Source organism: Streptomyces sp. NPDC021562 (assembly GCF_040640875.1).
GTDB lineage: Bacteria > Actinomycetota > Actinomycetes > Streptomycetales > Streptomycetaceae > Streptomyces.
The window spans coordinates 1-20,079 of record NZ_JBFACN010000046.1 but is presented as its reverse complement, the minus strand read 5'-3'; the positions used below and the strand labels follow the sequence as shown (position 1 = coordinate 20,079).

General features: G+C 65.1%; 15 protein-coding genes. 10 read left to right on the top strand and 5 right to left on the bottom strand.

Annotated elements, in window-relative coordinates; translation table 11 throughout:
* Window positions 1-570: 570 nt before the first annotated feature.
* Window positions 571-4,548: a polymorphic toxin-type HINT domain-containing protein gene (locus AB0G52_RS39155; RefSeq protein ID WP_361343781.1), complete on the bottom strand. Its 3,978-nt coding sequence runs from the start codon at window positions 4,546-4,548 to the stop codon at window positions 571-573.
* A gap of 281 nt (window positions 4,549-4,829) precedes the next feature.
* Between AB0G52_RS39155 and AB0G52_RS39150 the strand changes: the two genes are divergently transcribed.
* Together AB0G52_RS39150 and AB0G52_RS39145 are read left to right on the top strand one after the other, a co-directional pair.
* The gene (locus AB0G52_RS39150; protein WP_361343778.1) at window positions 4,830-5,348 is read left to right on the top strand and encodes a hypothetical protein; all 519 of its coding nucleotides are present in this window, start codon (window positions 4,830-4,832) and stop codon (window positions 5,346-5,348) included.
* A gap of 256 nt (window positions 5,349-5,604) precedes the next feature.
* Complete coding sequence (locus AB0G52_RS39145) at window positions 5,605-7,263, top strand: S1 family peptidase (protein WP_361343775.1); 1,659 nt, start codon at window positions 5,605-5,607, stop codon at window positions 7,261-7,263.
* A 477-nt stretch (window positions 7,264-7,740) separates the two neighbouring features.
* Here AB0G52_RS39145 and AB0G52_RS39140 read toward each other — a convergent pair whose 3' ends face one another.
* Complete coding sequence (locus AB0G52_RS39140) at window positions 7,741-7,983, bottom strand: DUF3761 domain-containing protein (RefSeq protein WP_361343825.1); 243 nt, start codon at window positions 7,981-7,983, stop codon at window positions 7,741-7,743.
* A 238-nt stretch (window positions 7,984-8,221) separates the two neighbouring features.
* On the opposite strand from AB0G52_RS39140, the gene AB0G52_RS39135 reads away from it, so the two are divergent.
* The 3 genes from AB0G52_RS39135 to AB0G52_RS39125 all read left to right on the top strand — a co-directional run bounded on the left by AB0G52_RS39135 (window position 8,222) and on the right by AB0G52_RS39125 (window position 11,855).
* Window positions 8,222-8,461, top strand: a complete 240-nt coding sequence (locus AB0G52_RS39135) for a hypothetical protein (RefSeq protein ID WP_361343773.1) — start codon at window positions 8,222-8,224, stop codon at window positions 8,459-8,461.
* Window positions 8,462-8,692: 231 nt separating this feature from the next.
* Window positions 8,693-11,317 carry a hypothetical protein gene (locus AB0G52_RS39130; RefSeq protein ID WP_361343770.1) on the top strand — a complete coding sequence of 875 codons (2,625 nt, stop codon included), beginning with the start codon at window positions 8,693-8,695 and terminating at the stop codon, window positions 11,315-11,317.
* Between the two features lie 7 nt (window positions 11,318-11,324).
* On the top strand, window positions 11,325-11,855 hold the full coding sequence (locus tag AB0G52_RS39125; RefSeq protein ID WP_361343767.1) for a hypothetical protein: 531 nt from the start codon (window positions 11,325-11,327) through the stop codon (window positions 11,853-11,855).
* Window positions 11,856-11,996: 141 nt separating this feature from the next.
* Here AB0G52_RS39125 and AB0G52_RS39120 read toward each other — a convergent pair whose 3' ends face one another.
* Window positions 11,997-12,428 carry a hypothetical protein gene (locus AB0G52_RS39120; protein ID WP_361343765.1) on the bottom strand — a complete coding sequence of 144 codons (432 nt, stop codon included), beginning with the start codon at window positions 12,426-12,428 and terminating at the stop codon, window positions 11,997-11,999.
* A 192-nt stretch (window positions 12,429-12,620) separates the two neighbouring features.
* On the opposite strand from AB0G52_RS39120, the gene AB0G52_RS39115 reads away from it, so the two are divergent.
* The gene (locus AB0G52_RS39115; protein WP_361343822.1) at window positions 12,621-12,947 is read left to right on the top strand and encodes a hypothetical protein; all 327 of its coding nucleotides are present in this window, start codon (window positions 12,621-12,623) and stop codon (window positions 12,945-12,947) included.
* Window positions 12,948-13,646: 699 nt separating this feature from the next.
* The gene (locus AB0G52_RS39110) at window positions 13,647-14,885 is read left to right on the top strand and encodes an IS256 family transposase (protein WP_361343762.1); all 1,239 of its coding nucleotides are present in this window, start codon (window positions 13,647-13,649) and stop codon (window positions 14,883-14,885) included.
* A 116-nt stretch (window positions 14,886-15,001) separates the two neighbouring features.
* Here the strand turns inward: AB0G52_RS39110 and AB0G52_RS39105 are convergent, their stop codons facing one another.
* Both AB0G52_RS39105 and AB0G52_RS39100 read right to left on the bottom strand, forming a co-directional pair.
* Window positions 15,002-15,751 (bottom strand): maleylpyruvate isomerase family mycothiol-dependent enzyme, encoded by a 750-nt coding sequence (locus AB0G52_RS39105; RefSeq protein ID WP_361343759.1) that lies wholly within the window; start codon window positions 15,749-15,751, stop codon window positions 15,002-15,004.
* On the bottom strand, window positions 15,748-16,788 hold the full coding sequence (locus AB0G52_RS39100) for an NAD-dependent epimerase/dehydratase family protein (protein ID WP_361343756.1): 1,041 nt from the start codon (window positions 16,786-16,788) through the stop codon (window positions 15,748-15,750). The genes AB0G52_RS39105 and AB0G52_RS39100 overlap by 4 nt, the downstream gene beginning before the upstream one ends.
* A gap of 1,064 nt (window positions 16,789-17,852) precedes the next feature.
* Between AB0G52_RS39100 and AB0G52_RS39095 the strand changes: the two genes are divergently transcribed.
* From AB0G52_RS39095 to AB0G52_RS39085, 3 genes are all read left to right on the top strand, one after another.
* On the top strand, window positions 17,853-18,491 hold the full coding sequence (locus AB0G52_RS39095) for an AraC family transcriptional regulator (RefSeq protein WP_361343753.1): 639 nt from the start codon (window positions 17,853-17,855) through the stop codon (window positions 18,489-18,491).
* 4 nt (window positions 18,492-18,495) lie between these two features.
* On the top strand, window positions 18,496-19,062 hold the full coding sequence (locus AB0G52_RS39090) for a TetR/AcrR family transcriptional regulator (protein ID WP_361343750.1): 567 nt from the start codon (window positions 18,496-18,498) through the stop codon (window positions 19,060-19,062).
* A gap of 150 nt (window positions 19,063-19,212) precedes the next feature.
* On the top strand, window positions 19,213-19,872 hold the full coding sequence (locus AB0G52_RS39085; protein ID WP_361343747.1) for a MerR family transcriptional regulator: 660 nt from the start codon (window positions 19,213-19,215) through the stop codon (window positions 19,870-19,872).
* Window positions 19,873-20,079 lie beyond the last annotated feature (207 nt).

Here is a 20,079-nt window from a genome sequence, read left to right as displayed (position 1 = left end):
GCGCTCCCTGATGCCGTGTCGAACGCCGCAGGCCGAGACTGGCTCGACCTGCGGCTTTCGACTATCACATAAAACGTGCTGGAATTACCTCCAGGCTCCACACATCACCATGCCCCGGGAATTCTCCACGGACGGCACTCGGATCGTCCAGGACGTGGACCGAGGCCCCGACAGAACGTTTCCGAAGGATGCGGTATCCGGGCGATCCGTCTACCACTTCCAAGGCACCGCTTCCGGGGATCCGCTCGTACTCACGTTGGACATCTGTCCAGCTTGTGAAGGGATCGAACCGAACACCCAGTCGTTCGTGAACTTCCTCTCGCAGCTCTGGCAAATGGAGCAGTCGGTGAACTTCCAAGGAAATGGCCTGGCACACCCAATTCGGCTCTCCACCGTACGTCACCTCGAAAAGACCGTAGTCTCGTCGTAGGGTCCTGGAGTTCCTGCGCCCCGTGAAGTCGTCCGCATGCGAGAGTGGAACTATGGAATCTGCCGCTTCAGAACTGTCCCCGATCCCGAACCCGAGAAGCGAGCCAGTAGAGATCACGCGGGCGATGAATTCTGCACCCGTCATCCCAGTTTCTCCAATGCCTTGATCAAGAACTGGAGCTCGAGAGCCCGATTGCTTGCGTTTCCCCAATTGTGTGTGTTCATGTGCTTTTGCGCAGCCCTTGCTTTCTGAATCAGATCCTTCCGAAGTTCGGGGCTGCTTTTGAGTGTGTCAAGAACCTTCTGGACGCTCTTGTCTGACGCCATACCCGTTTTGAGTCGGATCCCCTTGGCGCCCAGCTCTCCCTCGTGGCTGAAGACATGAACCTCGTCGGCGCCGACATGGAGATGCGCTCCCTTCGTCGCCCAGTCCGAAGCGACGGGGGAAACCCGTACCCCACAGACCTCATTGTGCACCAGGACCGGCGTGTTGCCGGCCGACACGTAATACGTGTGCAGTCCGTCGACGGTCAAATTATACGTTCGAGCATGCTGCGTGAAGCTCCGGTTGCCCTCAATGGTGGCGGTGCTCCCGTCGACAGTGCGCAGCGTCATTCCGGGATGCAGGCTTCCAGCCTTGACCCACGAGCCTTCGGAAGGCGACCAGAATGGATGCTCATACGTTGCCGTGAGGTGCTCGGTACCGCTAGTTGTTCCTATGGAGAGCTCATTGAAAGATGTGTCCATACCGGTGACGATGAAGTCTTCGACCGTACGGGCCTGCGTATCCCCTGTACCAGGGTCGGTTGCGATGACCTGATCCCCGATGCCCACGGTCTCAATGGCCTGCCGACTTCCGTCCGCCATCAACACCTTTGTGCCCGCAAGGAAGCACGTGGCGCATTTGATCACTCTGGTCGCGCGTGAAGCCTCCGTGATGTCCTCAATAGATTCGGCCCCCTTTTTGATGAGCTTGAGCTTACCGATGGGCAGGAACGACATAGCCGCGAGGGCGCACTTGCCGAGCTTGGGGTTCTCGATGCAGTCCTTGGCGTCGTTCAGGCCGAGCACTTCCCACGCGAGTTCCTTCATGACAGGGTCGATCGGGGGGAACACGAGGTCCTGACCGGCCAGAGCGCACGGCGGAAGGCTGTCCCGGTTCATCGGGATGTAGCACTTGGGCTTGTTCTCTGCGTCCCGCTGCTTTTTGCGTGCTTCCTCAGCCAGTCGACGTTCTTCAGCCAACTCCACTTCGCGCTTCTTGACCACGTCCTTCCACGCGGCCTCCGCGAGTTCATCAGCCTCCGCGGAACTCTTTCCTGCATCCAGGGCCGACTGGCGTGCGTCATCCGAGGCCTGCGCGGCGGATGTCGCAGAAGCGCGAGCATAGTCGGCTGAGAATTCTGCCTGGGCAGCCGATTCCTCGGCGGCGACGGCGTCCTGGTCGGCGCGGTTCGCGGCGGCACGTGCGGTGGTGGCGGAGGTCTTGGCCTTGGTGGCGCTGGTCTCCGCCCGGTCGGCGGCCTTGTCGGCTTCGGCAGCGTAGCCCGCGGCCTCCGTGGCGCTCTGGGCCGCGTCGTTCTTCGCCTTCTCGGCGTCCGCGGCAGCACCCTTGGCCTCGAAGGCGGCCTGCGCAGCGAGGTGGCTGTTCCTGCGAGCGTTGGCCGCGATCTCCAGGCCCTCGGCGATCAGCCGTTCGACCTGTGCAATGTGGTTGGAGGCAAGCTGGTCCTTGCGGTCCGCCATGTACTGCCCGGCCTCGACGAACGTGTGAACCTCGTCCACAGAGCCGGCCAGAGCGATTTTGGCTGCTGCCTTCACCTCTGGGCCACCGTCGTTGTACAGCTTGCTCGCCGTCACCCTCTCATCGGTCTGAAGGGCCGCGTACTGGCCGTTGTTGAGGAAGCCGAGCAGCGCCTGGGTGCTGCCGTCCTCCAACGCCTTCTTGGCTGCCTCCTTGACGCCCGGGCCACCATCGTTGAAGAGCTTGGAGACCGCGACGCGATAGTCGGCGTTGGCGACTTGATGCTGCCCGCTCGTGTAGAAGTCGAGGATCTGCTGAGCACTGCCGTTGAGTGCCTCCGTCGCGGCGGTGCGCACGGCCGCATAGGGACTGCCCGAGGCGAGGTCGGAGACCTGCTGACGTGTCTCGTCCGCGACGGCCTTGTCCCAACCTGTCCTCAGATACGCGATCACGTCGGCGTCGCTGCCGGACAGGGCCTGCGCGGCCGCGTCCTTGCGCCAGGAGCCGAAGTACTTCAATGCCCGCAGCGCTACGGCACGCCCCTTGACGGCTATCGCCGTCTCATCGGTGTCGGGCCTGCGCGCCTCGGCAGCCAGGGCCTTGGTGTCGTCGGTGATCGACTGGCCCTCCAGCACCGTCTTGGAAACCTCCACGGTGAACGTGTCAGCCGTAGCCTTGTGCGTCATTGCGGACTCGACACCCGCATTGGTGCGTGTCTTGAGATCCTCGGCCTCGGTTTCCCGGGCGATGTCGAAGGTCTTCTGCGCGGTTCTGACCGCCGCGGTGGCTGTGTCCGCCGCAACCTTGGCCGCGGTGGCCTGCTTGGCTGCCTCCGCGGCCTGATCGGCCGCCTCTCCGGCGTGGTTGGCCGCGTCGTCGGCGGCTTTCGCCGCGTTCTCTGCATGCGTGGCGGCTGAGTTGGCGGCATCCCGCGCCTCGTTGGCAGCGGTGGCCGACTTGCGGGCCAGCGTCTCGGCGGCGCTCGCGGCACGGTCGGCCTCGGCGGCGTGGCGGCGGGTTTCTGCTGCAGCGGCGCGCGCCTCGGCCGAGGAGCCCCCGGCGGCCGCCGCGTAGTCTGCGGCCTGATCGGCCGCGGCCGCCGCCTTGTTCGCGTTGCCGGTCGCACTGCGCGAAGCCGCTGCCGCGTCCGCGGCAGCCAGCGACGCCTTGCCTGCCTGCTCGGCGGCACGGGCCGACTTCTTCGCCAGCTCGCCCGCCGTACGGGCCTCGGCGGCGCGGTCTCGGGCAGCCTGCGCCTTGTCCTTGTCCTTGCTTGCGGCATACGCCGCATTCGACGCCCGGCCGGCAGCCTCGGCCGCCGCTGCAGCCGCTGCGGCGGTCTGCGCCGCTGCCAACGAGGCTCGACGAGCGGAGGCATTGGCCGCGTTCGCCGCGCCGATCGCCTGCTGCGAGGCCTCGGCCGCCGCGCGGGCCGCATCCGCTGCCTGCATGGCCTTCACCGAGGCACGATTCGCATCATTCTTCGCCGCCTCGGTCTCCTTGGCAGCTTTCTGCGCGGCCTCCAGTGCGAGTGCCGCAGCTGTGATTGCCTTGGCGGACGCCTCCTCGGCCTTGTCCGTCGCTTCTTCGGCCTGCTTTCCGGCCTTCTCCGCCTGCTCGGTCAACTGAGCGACGGTGGCGTATTCCTGGTCTCGGTTGCGCGCGACGTACTGGCCGACCTCAAGGAACTCGACGATGTCGTCGGGAGTACCCCGCAGCGCAAGCTTGGCGGCCGCCTTCACGTTGGGGCCGCCAAAGTTGTACAGCTTGGTGACCTCGACCCGGTCGTCGGTCTCCCGCGCCTTGAACTGACCGACCTGCAAGAACTGCTTCACGTCCTCGGGCGTTCCCAGCAGCGCAGCCTTGCCCGCGTCCTGTACACCGGGGCCGCCGAAGTTCACGATCCGGCTGGCCTCCACTCGCTGGTCCTGCTCCTGGGGAGCCCTCCAGCCATCGTCCAAGAAGGCCTCCACATCTTGGGGAGTGCCCTGCAGTGCAGCCTTTGCCGCCTCCCGCACGGCCGGCCCGCCGACATTCACCACGCGCGAGACGTTCACCCGGTCGTCCGTCTGCTGAAGGGCGGGCATGTCGGTGAGGAACTGCTTGATGTCCTCGTCCGAACCGAGGAGGGCCTGCTCAGCCGCTTCCTTGATGCCACTCCCGCCGGATTCCCAGACTTCAACCACCTGACCACGGAAGGCCGAGGCATAGGGGTCTTCAGTCGCGGCAACTGGTGCAGCACCGAGCAGCCCGGCCGCCAGCGACGTGGACAGCACCGTGGCACAGACGACGCGGGGAGCGAACACCCTCAGCGAGACTCTTCGCTGCACTTCATGTATTCGCTCTGTTCGACAGATAGGCAAGAGTTTCTTCACTTGACGATCCTTCAGTGATCAATCACCGCCAAGCAGAAACATCGAGAAATGGGCACAATGATGCCATATGTCCATTTCAGCTGATTCGCCGTGTGCCATACGCGACGGTGAAGGCCTTGTTCGCCCGCGCGAGTTGACGTGCCGTCAAGCCACGCCGCCTGCACAGGCAACGGCACCATGAGGCACCCGAGCGGAACATTACATGAGCTTTACTTGGTGCGTGCAACGTGATTACCTTGCGGTCGCATTTGATCCACGTGTTAGTCACCTGTGAGGAATCCATGTCGACGCCCCGTGCCCGAAAGACCCTTCTGGGCGGTCTGACGGCCGCCCTAGTGCTGGGCCTTGGCGCCACCGCGCTCGCCCTTCCGCAGACCGCGCCCGCGGTCGGGCAGGTCGCAACGACCAGCGACGGCATGCCAGTCGCAGTTGAGGACTTCAACTACCCAGGCGCCGCCAAGGTTCAGCAGGAGCGCGGCGTCGTCCTGAAACGCGGTGACGGGCACATTTGGCTCACCGATACGACCGCCCTCAACGACTGCGTGGACCCATCGAACATCACAATCGAGGCCCGCACGGGCGTCTACTGCTTCAAGGCCAACGCCAAGTCCGGCTATCTGACTCTTGAGTTGCCCGACACCTTCAACATCTGGACCCAGGCCCACCCGGTGAAGGCCACGCTGACCGCTCAGGGCAAGGACACCGTCGTCAACGCCCCGGCGGACGACCTCACGCCGGTCGGCGAAGCCGGCGACACCGGCCTGCGCTCAGCATTGGTCGAGATCCGCGTCACCGGCTGACGATCCCAGACGGCGACCCTGCCGCAGCTCCTCGTCGACCCTCGCGCTCACCGGGCCAGCATTGCGCCCGGCACCCCCTGGAACCGCACAGCATGTCTGGCAGACGTTCACGCGCTGCAGGGACCACCGGTCTGGCCGCATCGCCTCCCTATATCCGGAATGCCACGGGGCGTACTCCTCCACACACACCAACGACACCGATCCACCGGACGCACGAGTCAGTTCGCTGACCACCGAAGACTCATGAGGAACAGATATGTCTGGCAAGCGCTCTCGCACCGCGTGGGCTGCAGCACTGCTCACCGCAACGGTCTCGGCCACCGGAACCCTCACCGGAACTGCCGCGGAGGCCCTGGACGGTGACGTTGCCGCAAGTGGAGCCTCCAGCTTCACTGCAAAGATCGACATCGGTGACGGTGCCCGATCCTGTTCCGGCACTCTCATCAACAACCAATGGATGATCACTGCCGCGAGCTGCTTCGCCGACGACCCGGCCCAACCCACCTCGCTGCCGGCGGGAGCGCCGAAGCTGAAGTCGACTGCGATGATCGGCCGCACCGACCTCACCACCACCACCACCGGCGAGGTCCGCGACATCACCCAGCTCATACCACGGACCGACCGTGACCTGGTCCTGGCGAAACTCTCCACCCCGGTCTACGGCCTGTCATTCCTGCATCCCGCCACCAGCGCACCAGAAGCAGGCGAGACACTCAAGGGCGCCGGATACGGACGGACCAAAGACACCTGGGTCCCCGACACCCTGCACTCTGCCGCCTTCACCAGCAAGACCGTTCAGGCAACCACCCTGGACATCGACGGGACCCCCGTCTGCAAGGGCGACACCGGCGCCCCCGTCTTCCGCGAGAACGACGGCCGCCCCGAACTCGCCGCAATCGCCACCAACTCCTGGCAGGGCGGCTGCCTCGGCACCGACCCCGCAGAGACCCGCACGGGAGCCCAAGGCAGCCGGGTCGACGACATCCGGTCCTGGATCACTGAGAACACCGCCTCCACGCTGAGCATCTGGAACACCCAGATGCTCGCCAAGACCAGCACCGGCCTCTACCACGGCATGCGGAACAGCAACGGCGACTGGACGAACTTCGGCGATGTGCAGAAAGTCGCCGGAACCATCACCGACATCGCATACGCGGCCGACGCCGCGATCAAGGGGAAGAACTACATCTTCGCCGTCGGCGGCGACGGCCACGTCTACGAGGCCAACCGGCGCCCCACCGGCGGCTGGGAAGCCTTCCGCGACCTGACCGGCGAACTCGGCACCAAGCCCGCGTTCACCAAGATCGCCGTCACCTCCACCGGGCCGGGCCTGGCCCTGATCGGACTCGCGGGCGGCAAGGTCTACCACGCCACCCAGGACTCGGACGAGAAATGGTCCAAGTGGGGCGACGTCACCAACCTCCTCGGCGCACTCGACGACATCACCCAGGTCACCACCGGACAGACCACCGGCGGCGACACCCAGATCGGCGTCGTCGCGGGCACCAAGGCCTACCACGCCATCCGCCACTCCGACGGCACCTGGTCCAAGTGGGGCCACATCAACCAGGCCACCACCAACATCGGCCCCGTCAACGGCATGGCCTTCGCCGGCATCGGAGGCGACCTCCAGGTCGTCCTCACCAACAGCACCGGCGGCATCAAGCACGGCATCCGCGCAGCAGACGGCAGCTGGAGCGCCTTCGGCAGCCTCAACAGCAAGCTCGGCGCGGACACTATGATCAGCGTCGGCGCAGCCGCGGTGTCCGGAGAATTCCAGACAGCCGTGGTCACCCCAGACGGGAAGATCAAGCACACCCTGCGCCACGCCAACGGCAAGTGGGACGCCACCGAGCAGGTCGTCGGCTACCCCGGCACCCCCCAGAGCGTCGCTCTCACCGGCAGTGCTGGCTGATAGCCCGACGCGACCAACGCCGCCCAGGCCCGCCATCATCGCTTGGGCGGCACCGTGCACCGGGGCGCGCCGCCCTCGAAGCAGTTGCACTCCGGGATCTGGCGTTGACCCAGTGGGGAAACGTCCCCGATCACGGTGTACACCTCGCAAGCACCAGAACGTCGGTAGGCTTCCTCCGCTAGGACCTCGACGCCATCACCGCCGGTCTCATGCTGCCCTGGAGCTCCGGAGCTGTCGAAGGGCCGTCCTGGCCACCTCTGGTCGCCAAACCGGGCCGATAGGTCCGGCCACAGCAGTGGGCACGACCGGCTGGCGGGCGATCAGACTGTTGTCGTGACCCGGCAGGGGCGGCCCATGCTCGGGAACCGCCCCTGTGTCTGTCTCTCCGGATGCTCGGTCGGCGCGCTTTAGACCGTTTCGGCCGCCTCAAGGCTGCGCCCTGTACCCCTCGCCTTCGAGGCCGACGAGCATGCCCGTCTACCGGTACCAGTACTTCACGCCGCGGTGGTGTGAACAGGTGCCGCGGGCGTGGGCGCTGAAGGAGTAGGTGTTGTCCTTGCATTTGGCCGTCGCCCCGAGTGGATGCGGACTGTTGGCCCTGCAGACGCCGGTGGTGTGCCGCGCGCAGGATGCTGCTGTCGCATCGCTGGCCGCGGCGACGGGCACCAACAGCGCCCCTGTCGCCGCCAAAGCCGCGAGTCCGGTCCGGAACCTGGTCATCATCGAATACCCCCTGGGAGTCGGCTGCAGAGGCGAGCATCCACCAGTCGGCCGGCGCCGCGAGGAAGCAGCGGCGGGTGGTCACTGGGCTGTGACCGCCGTAGCACGGCCGTCACCAGGGGTTCGAGACCGATGAACAAGTGAGCGAGCCCGATGAAGCCGAACCTCTTAGTTATGCGGTGCAGTGGCTTGTGCCGCTGGCAGCGATGACCTGGCCGGAGGATGCTCGGGCGGCGACGTGGAAGACAGCAGCCATGAACTCTTCGCCACCGGACAAGTGACGCGGCGTGAAGTGGTGATGATGCCCAAACATGAGAGCGGGCAAAAAAACAGTATGGGCTGGTCCCGTTCAGGGCAGTGGGAAGCGGATAGGCGAGAGGTAGTGATTGCTTCCGTGATCCAGATGCACGCTGCTGTCGTGGTCCACGGCGGGGGCGCAAGCGGCGGGCGGGCGCTCTCGCGGCCTTCGGGCGTCTGATTCCATGAACGCGCCAGCAAAGAGCGCTGTGCCCTGCTGCAGGGCCCAGGCCAGTTGGTTCTGCAGTCAAACAGTATATTTACGCAGGTCAGAGCCCCTGGTCCCCTCTCGCTTTTATGTGGCCTTTAGGTGAAGATCATTGATCGTTTAAGTAAGTGATCCTTACGATCCTCACCTCGGACATGATCCACATCAGGGATGAAGTCCATAAATGCATAGGGGGGTTCAGACATGCCGCAATCTCTACGGAGTCGGCACAGACCGCTGACGCTGGCCGTCGTCCTGTTCTCGGTGCTCGCATGGCTCGGCTTGGGGAGCCTGACGCATGCGGGTGCTGTCTCTGCTTCGAGCGGCGACTTCTTCCCCGTCGCTCCTGCCGCGAAGATCGTCGACACCCGTTCGTCCCTCGGCGTCAGCGCCGCCCTGGGGGCGGCGTCGACCGCGTCCTTCCAGGTCCTTGGCCAAGGCGGCGTCCCCGCCTCCGGCGTGTCTGCCGTATCGCTGGACATCACTGCGACGAACGCCACTTCGTCCGGCAGTTACCTGGAGATGTGGCCCGACGGCACCACCCGGCCTTACCCGGCGTCCGTCATCAACTTCTCCAGCGACGCGGACACGAGTAACTCCGCCATCGTCGCGGTGGGTTCGGACGGAAAGATCGACGTCTACAACTCCAGCGGTACCGTCGATGTGATCGTCAGCGTCAACGGATACTTCACCTCCGCCGCCGGCGCCACCTCTCCCGGCGGATATGTGCCGGTCACCTCTTCACGGATCGTCGACACCCGCGATGGCACCGGGGCGCCACTGGCGAAGATCGCCCCTGGCGGAACGCTGGACGTCCAGGTCGACGGCGTGGACAGCGTCACCGACGAGTCCTCGATCTACGCGAACATCACCGTTCCATCTCCCGGAGCCGCCGGCAGCCTGTACGCCTATGCCACAGGCGCCTCGCCGGGCCAGCCGACGGTGAGCTACAAGAGTGTCACGACCTCCCAGGGCGCGGTCATCCCCGTGGGCACGGGCGGCCGGATCACCCTGAAGAACGCGTCTACAACTCAGTCCATCAACGTCGTCCTCGACGTCTATGGCTACTTCACCGAAGCCCCCTCAGGCGGCGGCAAGTTCACGGCCGTCCAGGACCGCCTGCTCGACACCCGCACCTCGACGGCGATCGCGGCCCACAGCACGGTCAGCGTCGCGGTCGGCGGCGGCGACGGCATCCCCACCGCCTTCGGAGCCGCAGTGCTCAACCTGACCACGACCAGCCAGCAGAACTCCGGCTATCTCCAGGTGTGGGGGACTGGACCGACTGTCCCGCCGGGTATCTCCGTCGACAACTTCCAGGCGAGCACCACCACCGCGGATCAGGTGATCGTCGAGCCCGGCACCCAGGGCGCGGTCAGCATCTACAACGACAGCGCCGGCACCATCCAGCTCATCGTCGACCTGCAAGGCTGGTTCTCCTCGGACCAGGTCGACGCCACGCCGGACCCGACGGACACAGCACCCGACCCGACGATCAGTGACCCCGGCCCCAAGCCGAGCGGAGCCGTCACCGTCTCCGCTGCGCCCACGGTCAGCGACACCCCGACTCCGACGGTCAGTCCCGCCTCCGGTGCGGCGAGCGTGTCAGGTACATTCACCAACGGCGCCGGTGCGGGTGTACCGAACCTGACGGTGACCCTGACCGCGTCCGACGCGCTGACCGACGACACCACCGGTGAAACCACGCTGCCGGTCGTGGGCACCACGACCACCGCCTCGGACGGCAGCTGGTCCTACACCCTGCCCGACCCTCTGCCGAGCAGCCTGCAGACGCTCGCCGACGCCAACAGCGGTGTGCTCAATCTGTCTGCCACCGTCAACGGCTACACCAGCGACGGTCACATGATGACGGCGACCGACAACGTCAGCGCAGGCGTGGCCGAGGGCTCATCCACGACGCAGGCCGCCCAGGACGTGCGGGCATACAACACCCCGCACACCCAACCCCTGCGCATCGACACCGACGTCACACCGCTGGACGCACCCGCCGACTCGGACACGGCCTCGAGCCTCGCCCAGTCGATCACCAACTCCGTCGACCCGGACGCCGACACGGCCGCTCTCCCGACGTACCAGTCCGCGACCAGCGGCACGAGCGCCTACGCCGCCAACACCGCAGACGGCGTCGACTACAGCAGCGTTATCCCTATGGACAACGTGTGCACTCCCCACGAAACCGTCGTAAAGAAGCAGATCCAGTACACCACCGTCGGTGAGGCCCACGCGTACTGGGACGCCAAGGCGAGCTTCGACTACAGCAGCACCATGTCCAGCCAGATTGGTATCGCCACCAGCGCCAACGGCAAGAACTGGAGCATCACCGGAAGCGCAAGCGAAACCAAGACCACCGGACACTCCACCGGATATTCAGGCAAGGGCCCATACTTCGCCCGTCAGTGGCGCGTGCCCGTCAACTACGCCTACGTCCGGATCAAGCTGACCTGCCTGCACAGCCCGACCAGCTACTCCTACGAGATCCGCCCAATCGGCTACAAGGTCCCCTCTGGTGGCGCTGTCGGCGAGTACGGCAAGGATGTCAGGAAGTACGATGGATCCCACGGCTACACCAGCGCACCCGACAGCCGCCGGGGCCTCGTGAGGCCGGGGACGTACTTCTCCCTCTCTTCGGGGCGTTCCATGACCTATACCGTGGGGGCCACTGTCTTCGGTATCGGCATCAACTCGCAGACGGTATACAACGGCACCCACACCCAGAAGATCGAGGCCGGGAACAAGCCCGAGGACCACGCCATCTGGGGAGCAAAGGGAACGCTCTATGGTAAGCCCGGCACGTTTTACTCGTACTAGCCGAATCGTGCTGGTGGGAGTCGCCGCCACCCTGCTCAGCTCCTGTGGGAGTCCGGCGAGTTCCGCCCCTGCGACAGGACACGCTCTCACGGCGGCGGGTCCTCCCGCTTCGGGTGTCCTGGGCGTTCCCAACGCCAAGGTAGGAAGCGTCTGGAGATTCGCCTTCCCGCTCTTCAGCAACAACTCGAAGACGACAGTCCGGATCACGTCGGTGCGGCTGGACAGCATTCCTTCCGGCGCGAAAGTCGAGGGGTACCCCGTCTACTCCATGAAGGATACGAACGGCTACATCCTGGACAGCATGGAGGGAGATAAAAATGTCCCAGGATCCAGGGATATGACAAAGATGCCCAACTATGCTGGCAAGCCCATCGTGATACGAGGCCACCAGGACAGTGGCGACTACTACGCGATGGTCAAAGTCAAGATCGTCGGGCACATCGAAAAGCACCTCAGCGGTTGCCGCGTGAACTACACCCAAGGCAACAGCAAGTACACCCAGAAGGTGCACTGTGAATACGCACTCGACATGAAGTGACCATTGCAGGACCTGTGGTGCGGCTGCCCTCGCCCGGATACAGCCGCACCACAGACCCATGCGTCGGCTGGCAAGTACTACGCGGGTGATGAGGCTTCGCGAAAAATGGCTCTGGCCGCAGTTCCGTGATCCCGTTGATCGTCAACGTTTGGACGGCGGGACAGCCCAGGGGTATCCATCTGGTGCACCGTTTGCCGGCCGTCCGGCCACCACGTAGTCGAGATACTCGTCCTGGACCACGCCAGCGTTGACCCACCTTCCGCGTCCCGCTCCGGTGGCGGCTTCGGCGGCTGCGAGGGCGCCGAGCGGGTCATCGCGAGTCGCGACAAGCCGGCCGAACTCCTCTTCCTCATCGTCGGTGTAAAGAGGAGGGAACTCGACTACGTCCACGAAGGTCTCGTGACCGACGTCTTCCAGGGTGTGCAGGTAGATCTCGTAGCGGGTCTTGGTCGGTCTGACCTCGATGTAGCGGATGCCGGGACGCTCGGGTGAGCCAGCAGGGCCGAGGAACTGCTCGACCGGTCGGCCACGCCTCAGGGCGCCAAGGGCGAAGGACTCCGTCAGATAGCGCACGTGAGAAGCGTAGAGGTCCTGTCGGGACGGCCAGTGTGATGCTCATGGCTGGGTGAGGATGCGGGTCCCGGAGCAGATCGAAGGAGGCCCGGCCGTACATTGAGCCTTTTTCAACTCGTCAGGGCGCTGACGAGGTTGGCCCCTGGTTGAGCTGAGTGAACGTACTGGGGGCAGGATGGCCTCGTGCCCACCATGGTTGTTGAGATCCACGTTCCGTTGCTGCCGACGCCCGACCTGCCCGACGTTGGCTACCCGTTTCCCTGGATCGAGGAGATCGAGGACTTCCTGTTCTCTCTCGAAGGCCAGGGGGACGTGGAGGTCTTCGATGACGGAGAGGATGACGGGGACTCCTACGTCTTCATCGTCACCGGAGCCAGCGAGCAAGATCTCCTGGTGGTGGCGTCGCGCGTGGCCACCCTCCCCGGGGTCCCTGCCGGAACGGTTGCGGTCGTCAGCAACGACGAGGCTGAGGAGTTCGGGCTGGGGCGGAGGGTCGCGCTTCCCCTGCCTGCGTTCTGAAGGCCGGTGCGAAGCCTGCGTCCCAGCGCCAGGCCAGCTCGGATCGCACGGCAGCGGGGTACCGCCGTTATCGACCAAGATCAACCTGGCCGCCCGGAGCTTCGCATGCTTCTACGCATCGGGACTCCTGGAGCTCATCGGCACAGCGGCGCTGCTCACCCCGTCCTACGCACCAGGAGATCACGCTCGAGCAAGAACAACTGGCCGCCCAGCACGACGCCACGGTCCGCGCCAGAGTTCTCGACTGCAGGCCCCCGGCACCCAGACAGATTGACAGGACAGACAGCACGGCCAGTGGACCGGCACTCCCTCCTCGACGGGCTCGGCCGCGCCGTGGCGTCGCGCTCCTTCGGCAGTCGTCAACTTCACTCCGGCGCGGGACGTGTGGAGGAGAAGCTCGCTGAAGTACGTGTCGTCCTCGGTGACGATCAGGTCCGCGGCCTTGCGTGGTCTTGATTGCCATGCAACGGTCCGTGGCCAGCGCTCGTCGCCGACCTGGGCGGGCTTGACGTTCTTTGTCGAACCATCGTGCCGTGAGGATCTGGGGTAACGGCCCCCAGCTCGGGTTGCGTCCCTGGAAGTGGTGTACCGGTTCCCACCTGATCCGGGTGTTTGTCCCGGCGTCGGAGTGAGGGTCCGGATATGAGAACGGCCACCGGCTGATCTTCGAGATGTCTAGGCTCGAAGGAGATCAGCACGATGACCGCACCAGACAGTCTGCCCCTGCACGCTCTCGCCGAGGACAACCTCGCCGCGGCGAGTCCCGATCTGCTGCGCGCGATGGTCAAGACGTTCGCCGACGCGCTCATGTCCGCAGAGGCCGATGCCCTCTGCAATGCCGAATACGGGCAGGTCAGCGAGGAACGCGTCAACCACCGCAACGGTTATCGCCCGCGCGAGTGGGACACCCGCGCAGGGACCGTCGAACTCGCCGTCCCCAAGCTGCGGCAGGGCAGTTACTTCCCGCACTGGCTCCTGGAACGCCGCCGGCGGGCCGAGCAGGCCCTCATCTCGGTGGTCGCCACCGCCTACCTGCTTGGTGTGTCCACCCGCCGCGTCGAGAAGCTCGCCGAGTCCCTCGGCGTCACCCAGCTGTCGAAGTCCCAGGTCAGCGCGATGGCCAAGCATCTGGACGATCAGGTCCCCGCGTTCCGCAACCGGCCGCTCGATGCCGGGCCCTACACGTTCGTCTGGGTGGACGCGCTGACCCAGAAGGTCCGCGAGGGCGGCCGCATCATCAACGTCCACGCTCTGATCGCAGTCGGCGTCAACGCCGACGGACACCGCGAGATCCTCGGGATCGACGTCGCCACGGCCGAGGACGGTGCGGGCTGGCTCGCCTTCCTGCGCTCCCTGACCGCCCGCGGCCTGTCCGGTGTCCAGCTGGTCGTCTCCGACGCGCACACCGGCCTGGTGAACGCGATCGGCGCGGTCCTGCCCGGCGCATCCTGGCAGCGGTGCCGCACGCATTACGCCCGAAATTTGCTGAGCCAAGTCCCGAAGTCCGCTCAGCCGTGGGTGGCCACCCTGCTGCGGACCGTCTTCGAACAACCCGACACCGACGCTGTCCAGGCCCAGATGCGGCACGTTCTGGATGCCCTGGAAGCCAAGTTCCCCAAGGCAGCAGCCCACTTGGACGCCGCTCAGCACGAACTGCTGGCCTTCACCGCCTTCCCACGCGAGATCTGGCGGCAGATCTGGTCGAACAACCCACAGGAACGGCTGAACAAGGAGATCCGACGTCGCACCGACGTCGTCGGCATCTTCCCCGACCGCACCGCGCTGATCCGCCTGGTCGGCGCCGTGCTGGCCGAGCAGAACGACGAATGGACCGAGGCCCGCCGCTACATGGGACTCGACCTGCTGGCCAAGGCCCGCCTCCACCCGATCGAGTCAGAAACCGACGAGACCACCCTGCCCACCGAAATCACCGCATAGCCTCAAAACGAGATCACCGAGTGGCCGTCGATACACCACTCCAGCGGACGTGACCGCAAGCCACGACGCAGTCTGAGCTCGGTCGCCACTCCTTCTCGGCGGTTACGGGACAGCCCTTAGAAATCAACGCCAAGGCTGAAGTTCGGGGGCAGGAACCACAGCCATTGATTCACTGGTGCCATGCTGCTCTCGACTTGTTCGGCCGGTGGAGTGAAAGGGCCCCAGGCGAACGCTGGCAACCAGGACGCCGGATCCGCACTCCACGAAAGCTCCCGGATTTGCGCCAAGGTCCGCCGGCCAGTGAGGGAACGGAACACTTCCAGACTCTCTCCGCGCACGGTCGCGGCAGGGGTGCCGTCGCCGATGAGCCACGCGTGGCCAGGCGTCTTGATGCGCAGCGTTGGAAGGCGGCGGGCGTTCACCGACATCGTGAACCCCATCGTGGCGAGTTCCAATGCGTCAGCGAAGGCAGGATGGTCGTGAGGTGGCGGCATGCCCGCTGCGGCCCGGATGTCGAGCTCATGTGAGAAGGCGTCTAGAAGCATCGTGCCGCGGCGCAGCCAGGGAGTGCGTTCCAGCACCTCGGCCAGGACCTCGTCCAACTCCTCCCAGGCTGTGAGCAACTGCATCAGCGGGACTGTGGGTTCCGGAGCCGGAGGGTGATGGATGTCGACGGGTACTTCCGCGACAACCAGCCGGCAGACCTGGAGCAGATGGGAGATCACGTCCCGCACGCTCCAGCCGGGACACGCGGGCACCGGCCATGACGCCTTCTCGGGATGTGTTCGTGCCAGCCGGATGATGTTGTCGCGGCAGGAACGGTACGCAGCGCTGAAGAAGGACTCGGACCGCCGACTCGCCGTCATACCGCCACCTCCTGCGCAAGGGCGCTCACTGCTCCGGCCTGCCTGCGCGAGATGTGGCCCGCCTCGTGTAGCCAGCGAACGGTGTCGGCCAGAGTCTCCGAGAGGGAGCGCCCGCGTACACCATAGGTGGAGGCGCGAGCGTCGACGGGCGCGGCGTGCAGGCACGTATAGACGGCGCCGTACTCCGCGGGGATGCGCCAGGGCCACAAACGCTGCAGCACATCCGTGACCATCCCTACGGGCAGCAGTGGGCGGGCAGGCACGAAGGCCGCCGGGAGGGCCCGACCGGTCACCTGCCGCAAAGCCTCGATGTATTGCCGGGTCGTCACATAGCGGCTCGGGCCGAAGTGCCGCTCCCGCACCCCGGCCGGCTTGAGGAGCAGTGCCGCAAGCAGGTCGGCAGTGTCCCGGACGTCGCCCAGCGGGAAGCCGCCACGGGGCCAGAGCGGCAGAAGACCGCGCAGGGCATTGCGTAACCGGGTCGTCTGGTCCCCCAGGTGCGGGTCGTGCGGGCCGAGCAGCGCTGGCGGATAGGCGATCACCACCGGTGCTTCCTCTTCCTGATGCAGCCGGGCGATCGCCTCGGCGACCGACTTGCTCGCCAGATAAGCCTCGCGCGGCGTTCCGAGGGGCGAGTCCGCCCGGACGACGCTGTCGGCAGCGGGGAACATTGCACCGACCGTGGACACGTGCACGATCGGATCAGCACCAGCGCGCCGTGCACTGCCCAGGACCAGCTGCGTGCCACGCACATTGGTTCTGCGCATCTCGGCACGCCGCCTGCTGTCGAACGAGTACACCGAAGCAGCGTGCAGCACAGCGTCCACCCCACCAACGGCACGGTCGACGGCGAGCCTGTCGGTGACGTCGCCCACCACCACGTCTACTGCGGCCAGATTCACGCCGAGTGGGCCCAGCGCCCGTTCCACCCCGGACCGGTTGCGGACCAGCAGCCGCACGCGTGCGCCGGACCGGACGATCGCTGCGACAGAATGGGCACCGACGAAGCCGGTACCACCGGTCACACAGATCAGCATCGCTCACCCCTATGTGGAACCGAATGCGGCTCACGCTGGCTACGAATCAGGCGACGAAACCGCCAACCAAGTGCGGCTGTCGTGCCCACACCGGCACTTCCCGCTCTTCGGACCGATTGCTCGGCACCCTGCTACCGCCGTTCACATCGACCATGTTTGTCACAGCTCCCCACAAACGGGCTCCGCTTGGCTCACACCGCCCAGCACAGTGGTCCGCGATGACCACAAACACTTCCGCATCCCTTTGCTCCACAAGAGCGCCGAAAATGCAACGAATTTCAGGCATGATGCCCGATGGACTCTGACCGCGACCTTCCGGCGACCGGAAGCGTCGGGGAACATGGCGATCCACGCTGTCGAACCGCTCCCCATCATCACGACCGGTCGGCCTCTACGGCTTCTCTCTCCTTGCCGTGCTCAGATGCCTCGCCGGTCCACGAAGGGAGGGGGAACGACGCCATGGCGAGCACGGCACGAAAGCCTGACTGAACAGTCGCTTCCTCGCCGAGAACTGAGAGCCGGGCGAACTCAAACAGTTATTACCCGACTCCCTCGGAGCCGAACACAGCAGATACACCACCTTGGCGAACAAGCTTCACCCGCGGGACTGGCCGGTGGTCTCGACATGATGAGGCCGGCGATCGCCGGGCGCCGATTCGGTCTCAAGGACCGGATTCCGGGGAGATTCTGTTCCGTTTCTTCCTCCGTTCAAGTGATCAAGATGGACGGCAATATCGCAGAAGCCCTTTCCCAGGGAAGCGCGTATGCTCCTGTGCAGGGAGGGGACTGGGATTGGGGAGCCGCAACCTGCACCATGGGCCAGCACCTCGGGTTCATCGCGCCGAAGGCATCACCGCGTTGAGCCGGCGTGCCGCCGCGTCACGGCCTCCGGTCCGCGGCAGCTGGCGCCCAACGGGAGCCGGCACTTCGCCGGGAACAGCCTGGCCATATACCTTACGCCGAGCCATCATGGTCAGGCCGTCAAGCTCTTCTGACATCGCCTCTCGAACGAGACCTAGAAAATCCGGTGCAATTATGATGAGCATCCAGATAGGTCGTGGGCTATGTCAATCGATCCCTCATCGCTTGAACACCTGATGCAAGACGGAGGAGGACTAGACGAGCAGATATTCGGCTTCACATCCCAAAATCAGATCGACGAATCGATCGAGCGGACACTCGCGGTGATTCGCCAACGCTACGGGGAGAAAATCTCCCTTTCATACCTTGCAGAAGTTGCCGGACTGAGTAATTTTCACTTTTGTCGAGTTTTTCAGCGCCAGGTAGGGATGTCACCCATCAAGTTTCTGTCCCTCGTGCGCATGCAGCGGGCAAAATATCTGCTCGAGTCCACAACACTGAGTGTCGCTGCCATAACCCACCAAGTGGGTTATGGCAGCGTAACCACGTTCACCACCCGGTTCTCGGCGATGTTCGGCATCGCGCCCGGCCAGCTAAGACGACAACACGCACGCAATACCCAGGCGACGACGAGAACAGCAGCAGGAGAAGCTCCAGCGAAACTGACTGGCGGCCAAATACTGAACATTGGCCGAGGATTGGATCCCACGAGATTCCAGCCTTCCTCCGATCACGATGGACGTCCGTCGTCACACGCCCCTGTCAGCCGGCCTGCATCACCGCAGCAACGGATAGGGCAGGCAGGCGCGGGAGGCGGACGGCAGCGGCGGAAGGCGGAGTGAGCCTGTGATCAGGACGAGTGCCGAGGACAGGCGTGAAGGTGTCATTCGTGCAGCCATCAAGGAGTTCGGCCGCTGCGGCTACCACGGCACGTCCACCAAAACGATCGCCGAACGAGTGGGCGTCTCCCAGCCGTATCTCTTCCGGCTCTTCCCGGGAAAGAAGGCAATCTTCCTGGCGGCAGTCGAGCGATGCATGAACGACACGGTCCACACCTTCCAGGCCGCCGCCGCCGGCCTGAGCGGAGAAGAAGCACTCCAGGCCATGGCGAATGCGTACACCACGATCCTCGCCGAGCGGCCCGAACTGCTGCTGCTTCAGATGCAGATGTACGTCACCGTGGCCGCGGCCGAGCGAGCCGGTGACCCCGAGGTCGGCGAAGCCGTGCGCAGCGGATGGATGCGGCTGTGGGACACAGTCCATTTCTCCCTCGGCGCCGACACCGACGAGACGACCAGGTTCCTGGCCCACGGGATGCTCATCAACTGCCTGGTGGCTATGGGCTTCGTCTCCGACAGCCGTGTCTGGGAGGGCATCGATCCGGCGTCGTACAGAAAGCGGCCGGAGATGTGAGAACCGGTCTGCATCGCAGCCGCCAACTCGCGCCGCTTGAGGCCAATGCCTGCTCGCGGCGCGGGAAGACTTGCAGAGGAGCAGGCCGGGCGCCGCCCTGCGCGGTCTCACACCGCCAGGGGGGTGCCGATGACGAAGGGGAGTGGGGGCATGCGCTTAGCCGAGCTCAGCCGACGCAGCGCAGTATCCATCGCAACGATCAAGTACTACCTGCGCAGCGGACTGCTCCCACCCGGCGAACGGATCACGGCGACCGAGGCCGACTACAACGAAGGCCATCTGCACCAGCTCCGCTTGATCCGCGCACTCATCGGCATCGGACAGCTGCCGGTCAGCGCCACCAAGGAAATCCTTGACGCCGTCTCAGCAGACCAGAACGATCCCGGCCCCACCCTCGCCAAGACACTCAACGCCGCTTTCACCACTCGCGGGGGCCAGCAGGCGGCGGACACCGCAGCGTCCACGCAGCCGCAGACGAGAGGCATCACAGACGCGCGCAACCTCGTTGCGCAGATGGGATGGTGCGTGCCGCACAGTGCACCGGCCGTCGGCGACCTCGGCGAGATTCTGGACGCCCTCTCCGCGGTAGGCGCGGATATTGATTGGCAGACCATGCTGCCCTACGCGCAAATCGTGGACGAAATCTCCAGGCTGGACAGCCAGCAGATACACAATGCGGCCGACGCATTGCGGGCCGAACGAACCGCGGTGGTGACAGTGTTACTGGAACCCGCGTTACGTGCATTGCGGCGATTGGCCCTGGAGGACAAGCTGGCACTCCGAAACGCAGAGGAAGCAAGAACAAGGTGAGACAGAGCTACAGGGGCAGACGGCACTGCGCTCCACGCTTGGTGGCGGTTGCTTAACAGGCCGTCTCATTTGGCATGGTCGCTAAGTTGCTGCCGTGGGAATCGTTGAGCGGCTAGTACTACAGCCGGACTTCTGTATTTCGGCTGGTCAACGGCCTGGCGGTGGGGAGTGTAGCGGGGGTGCGGCATGCGTGGGGCGGGCTTGGAC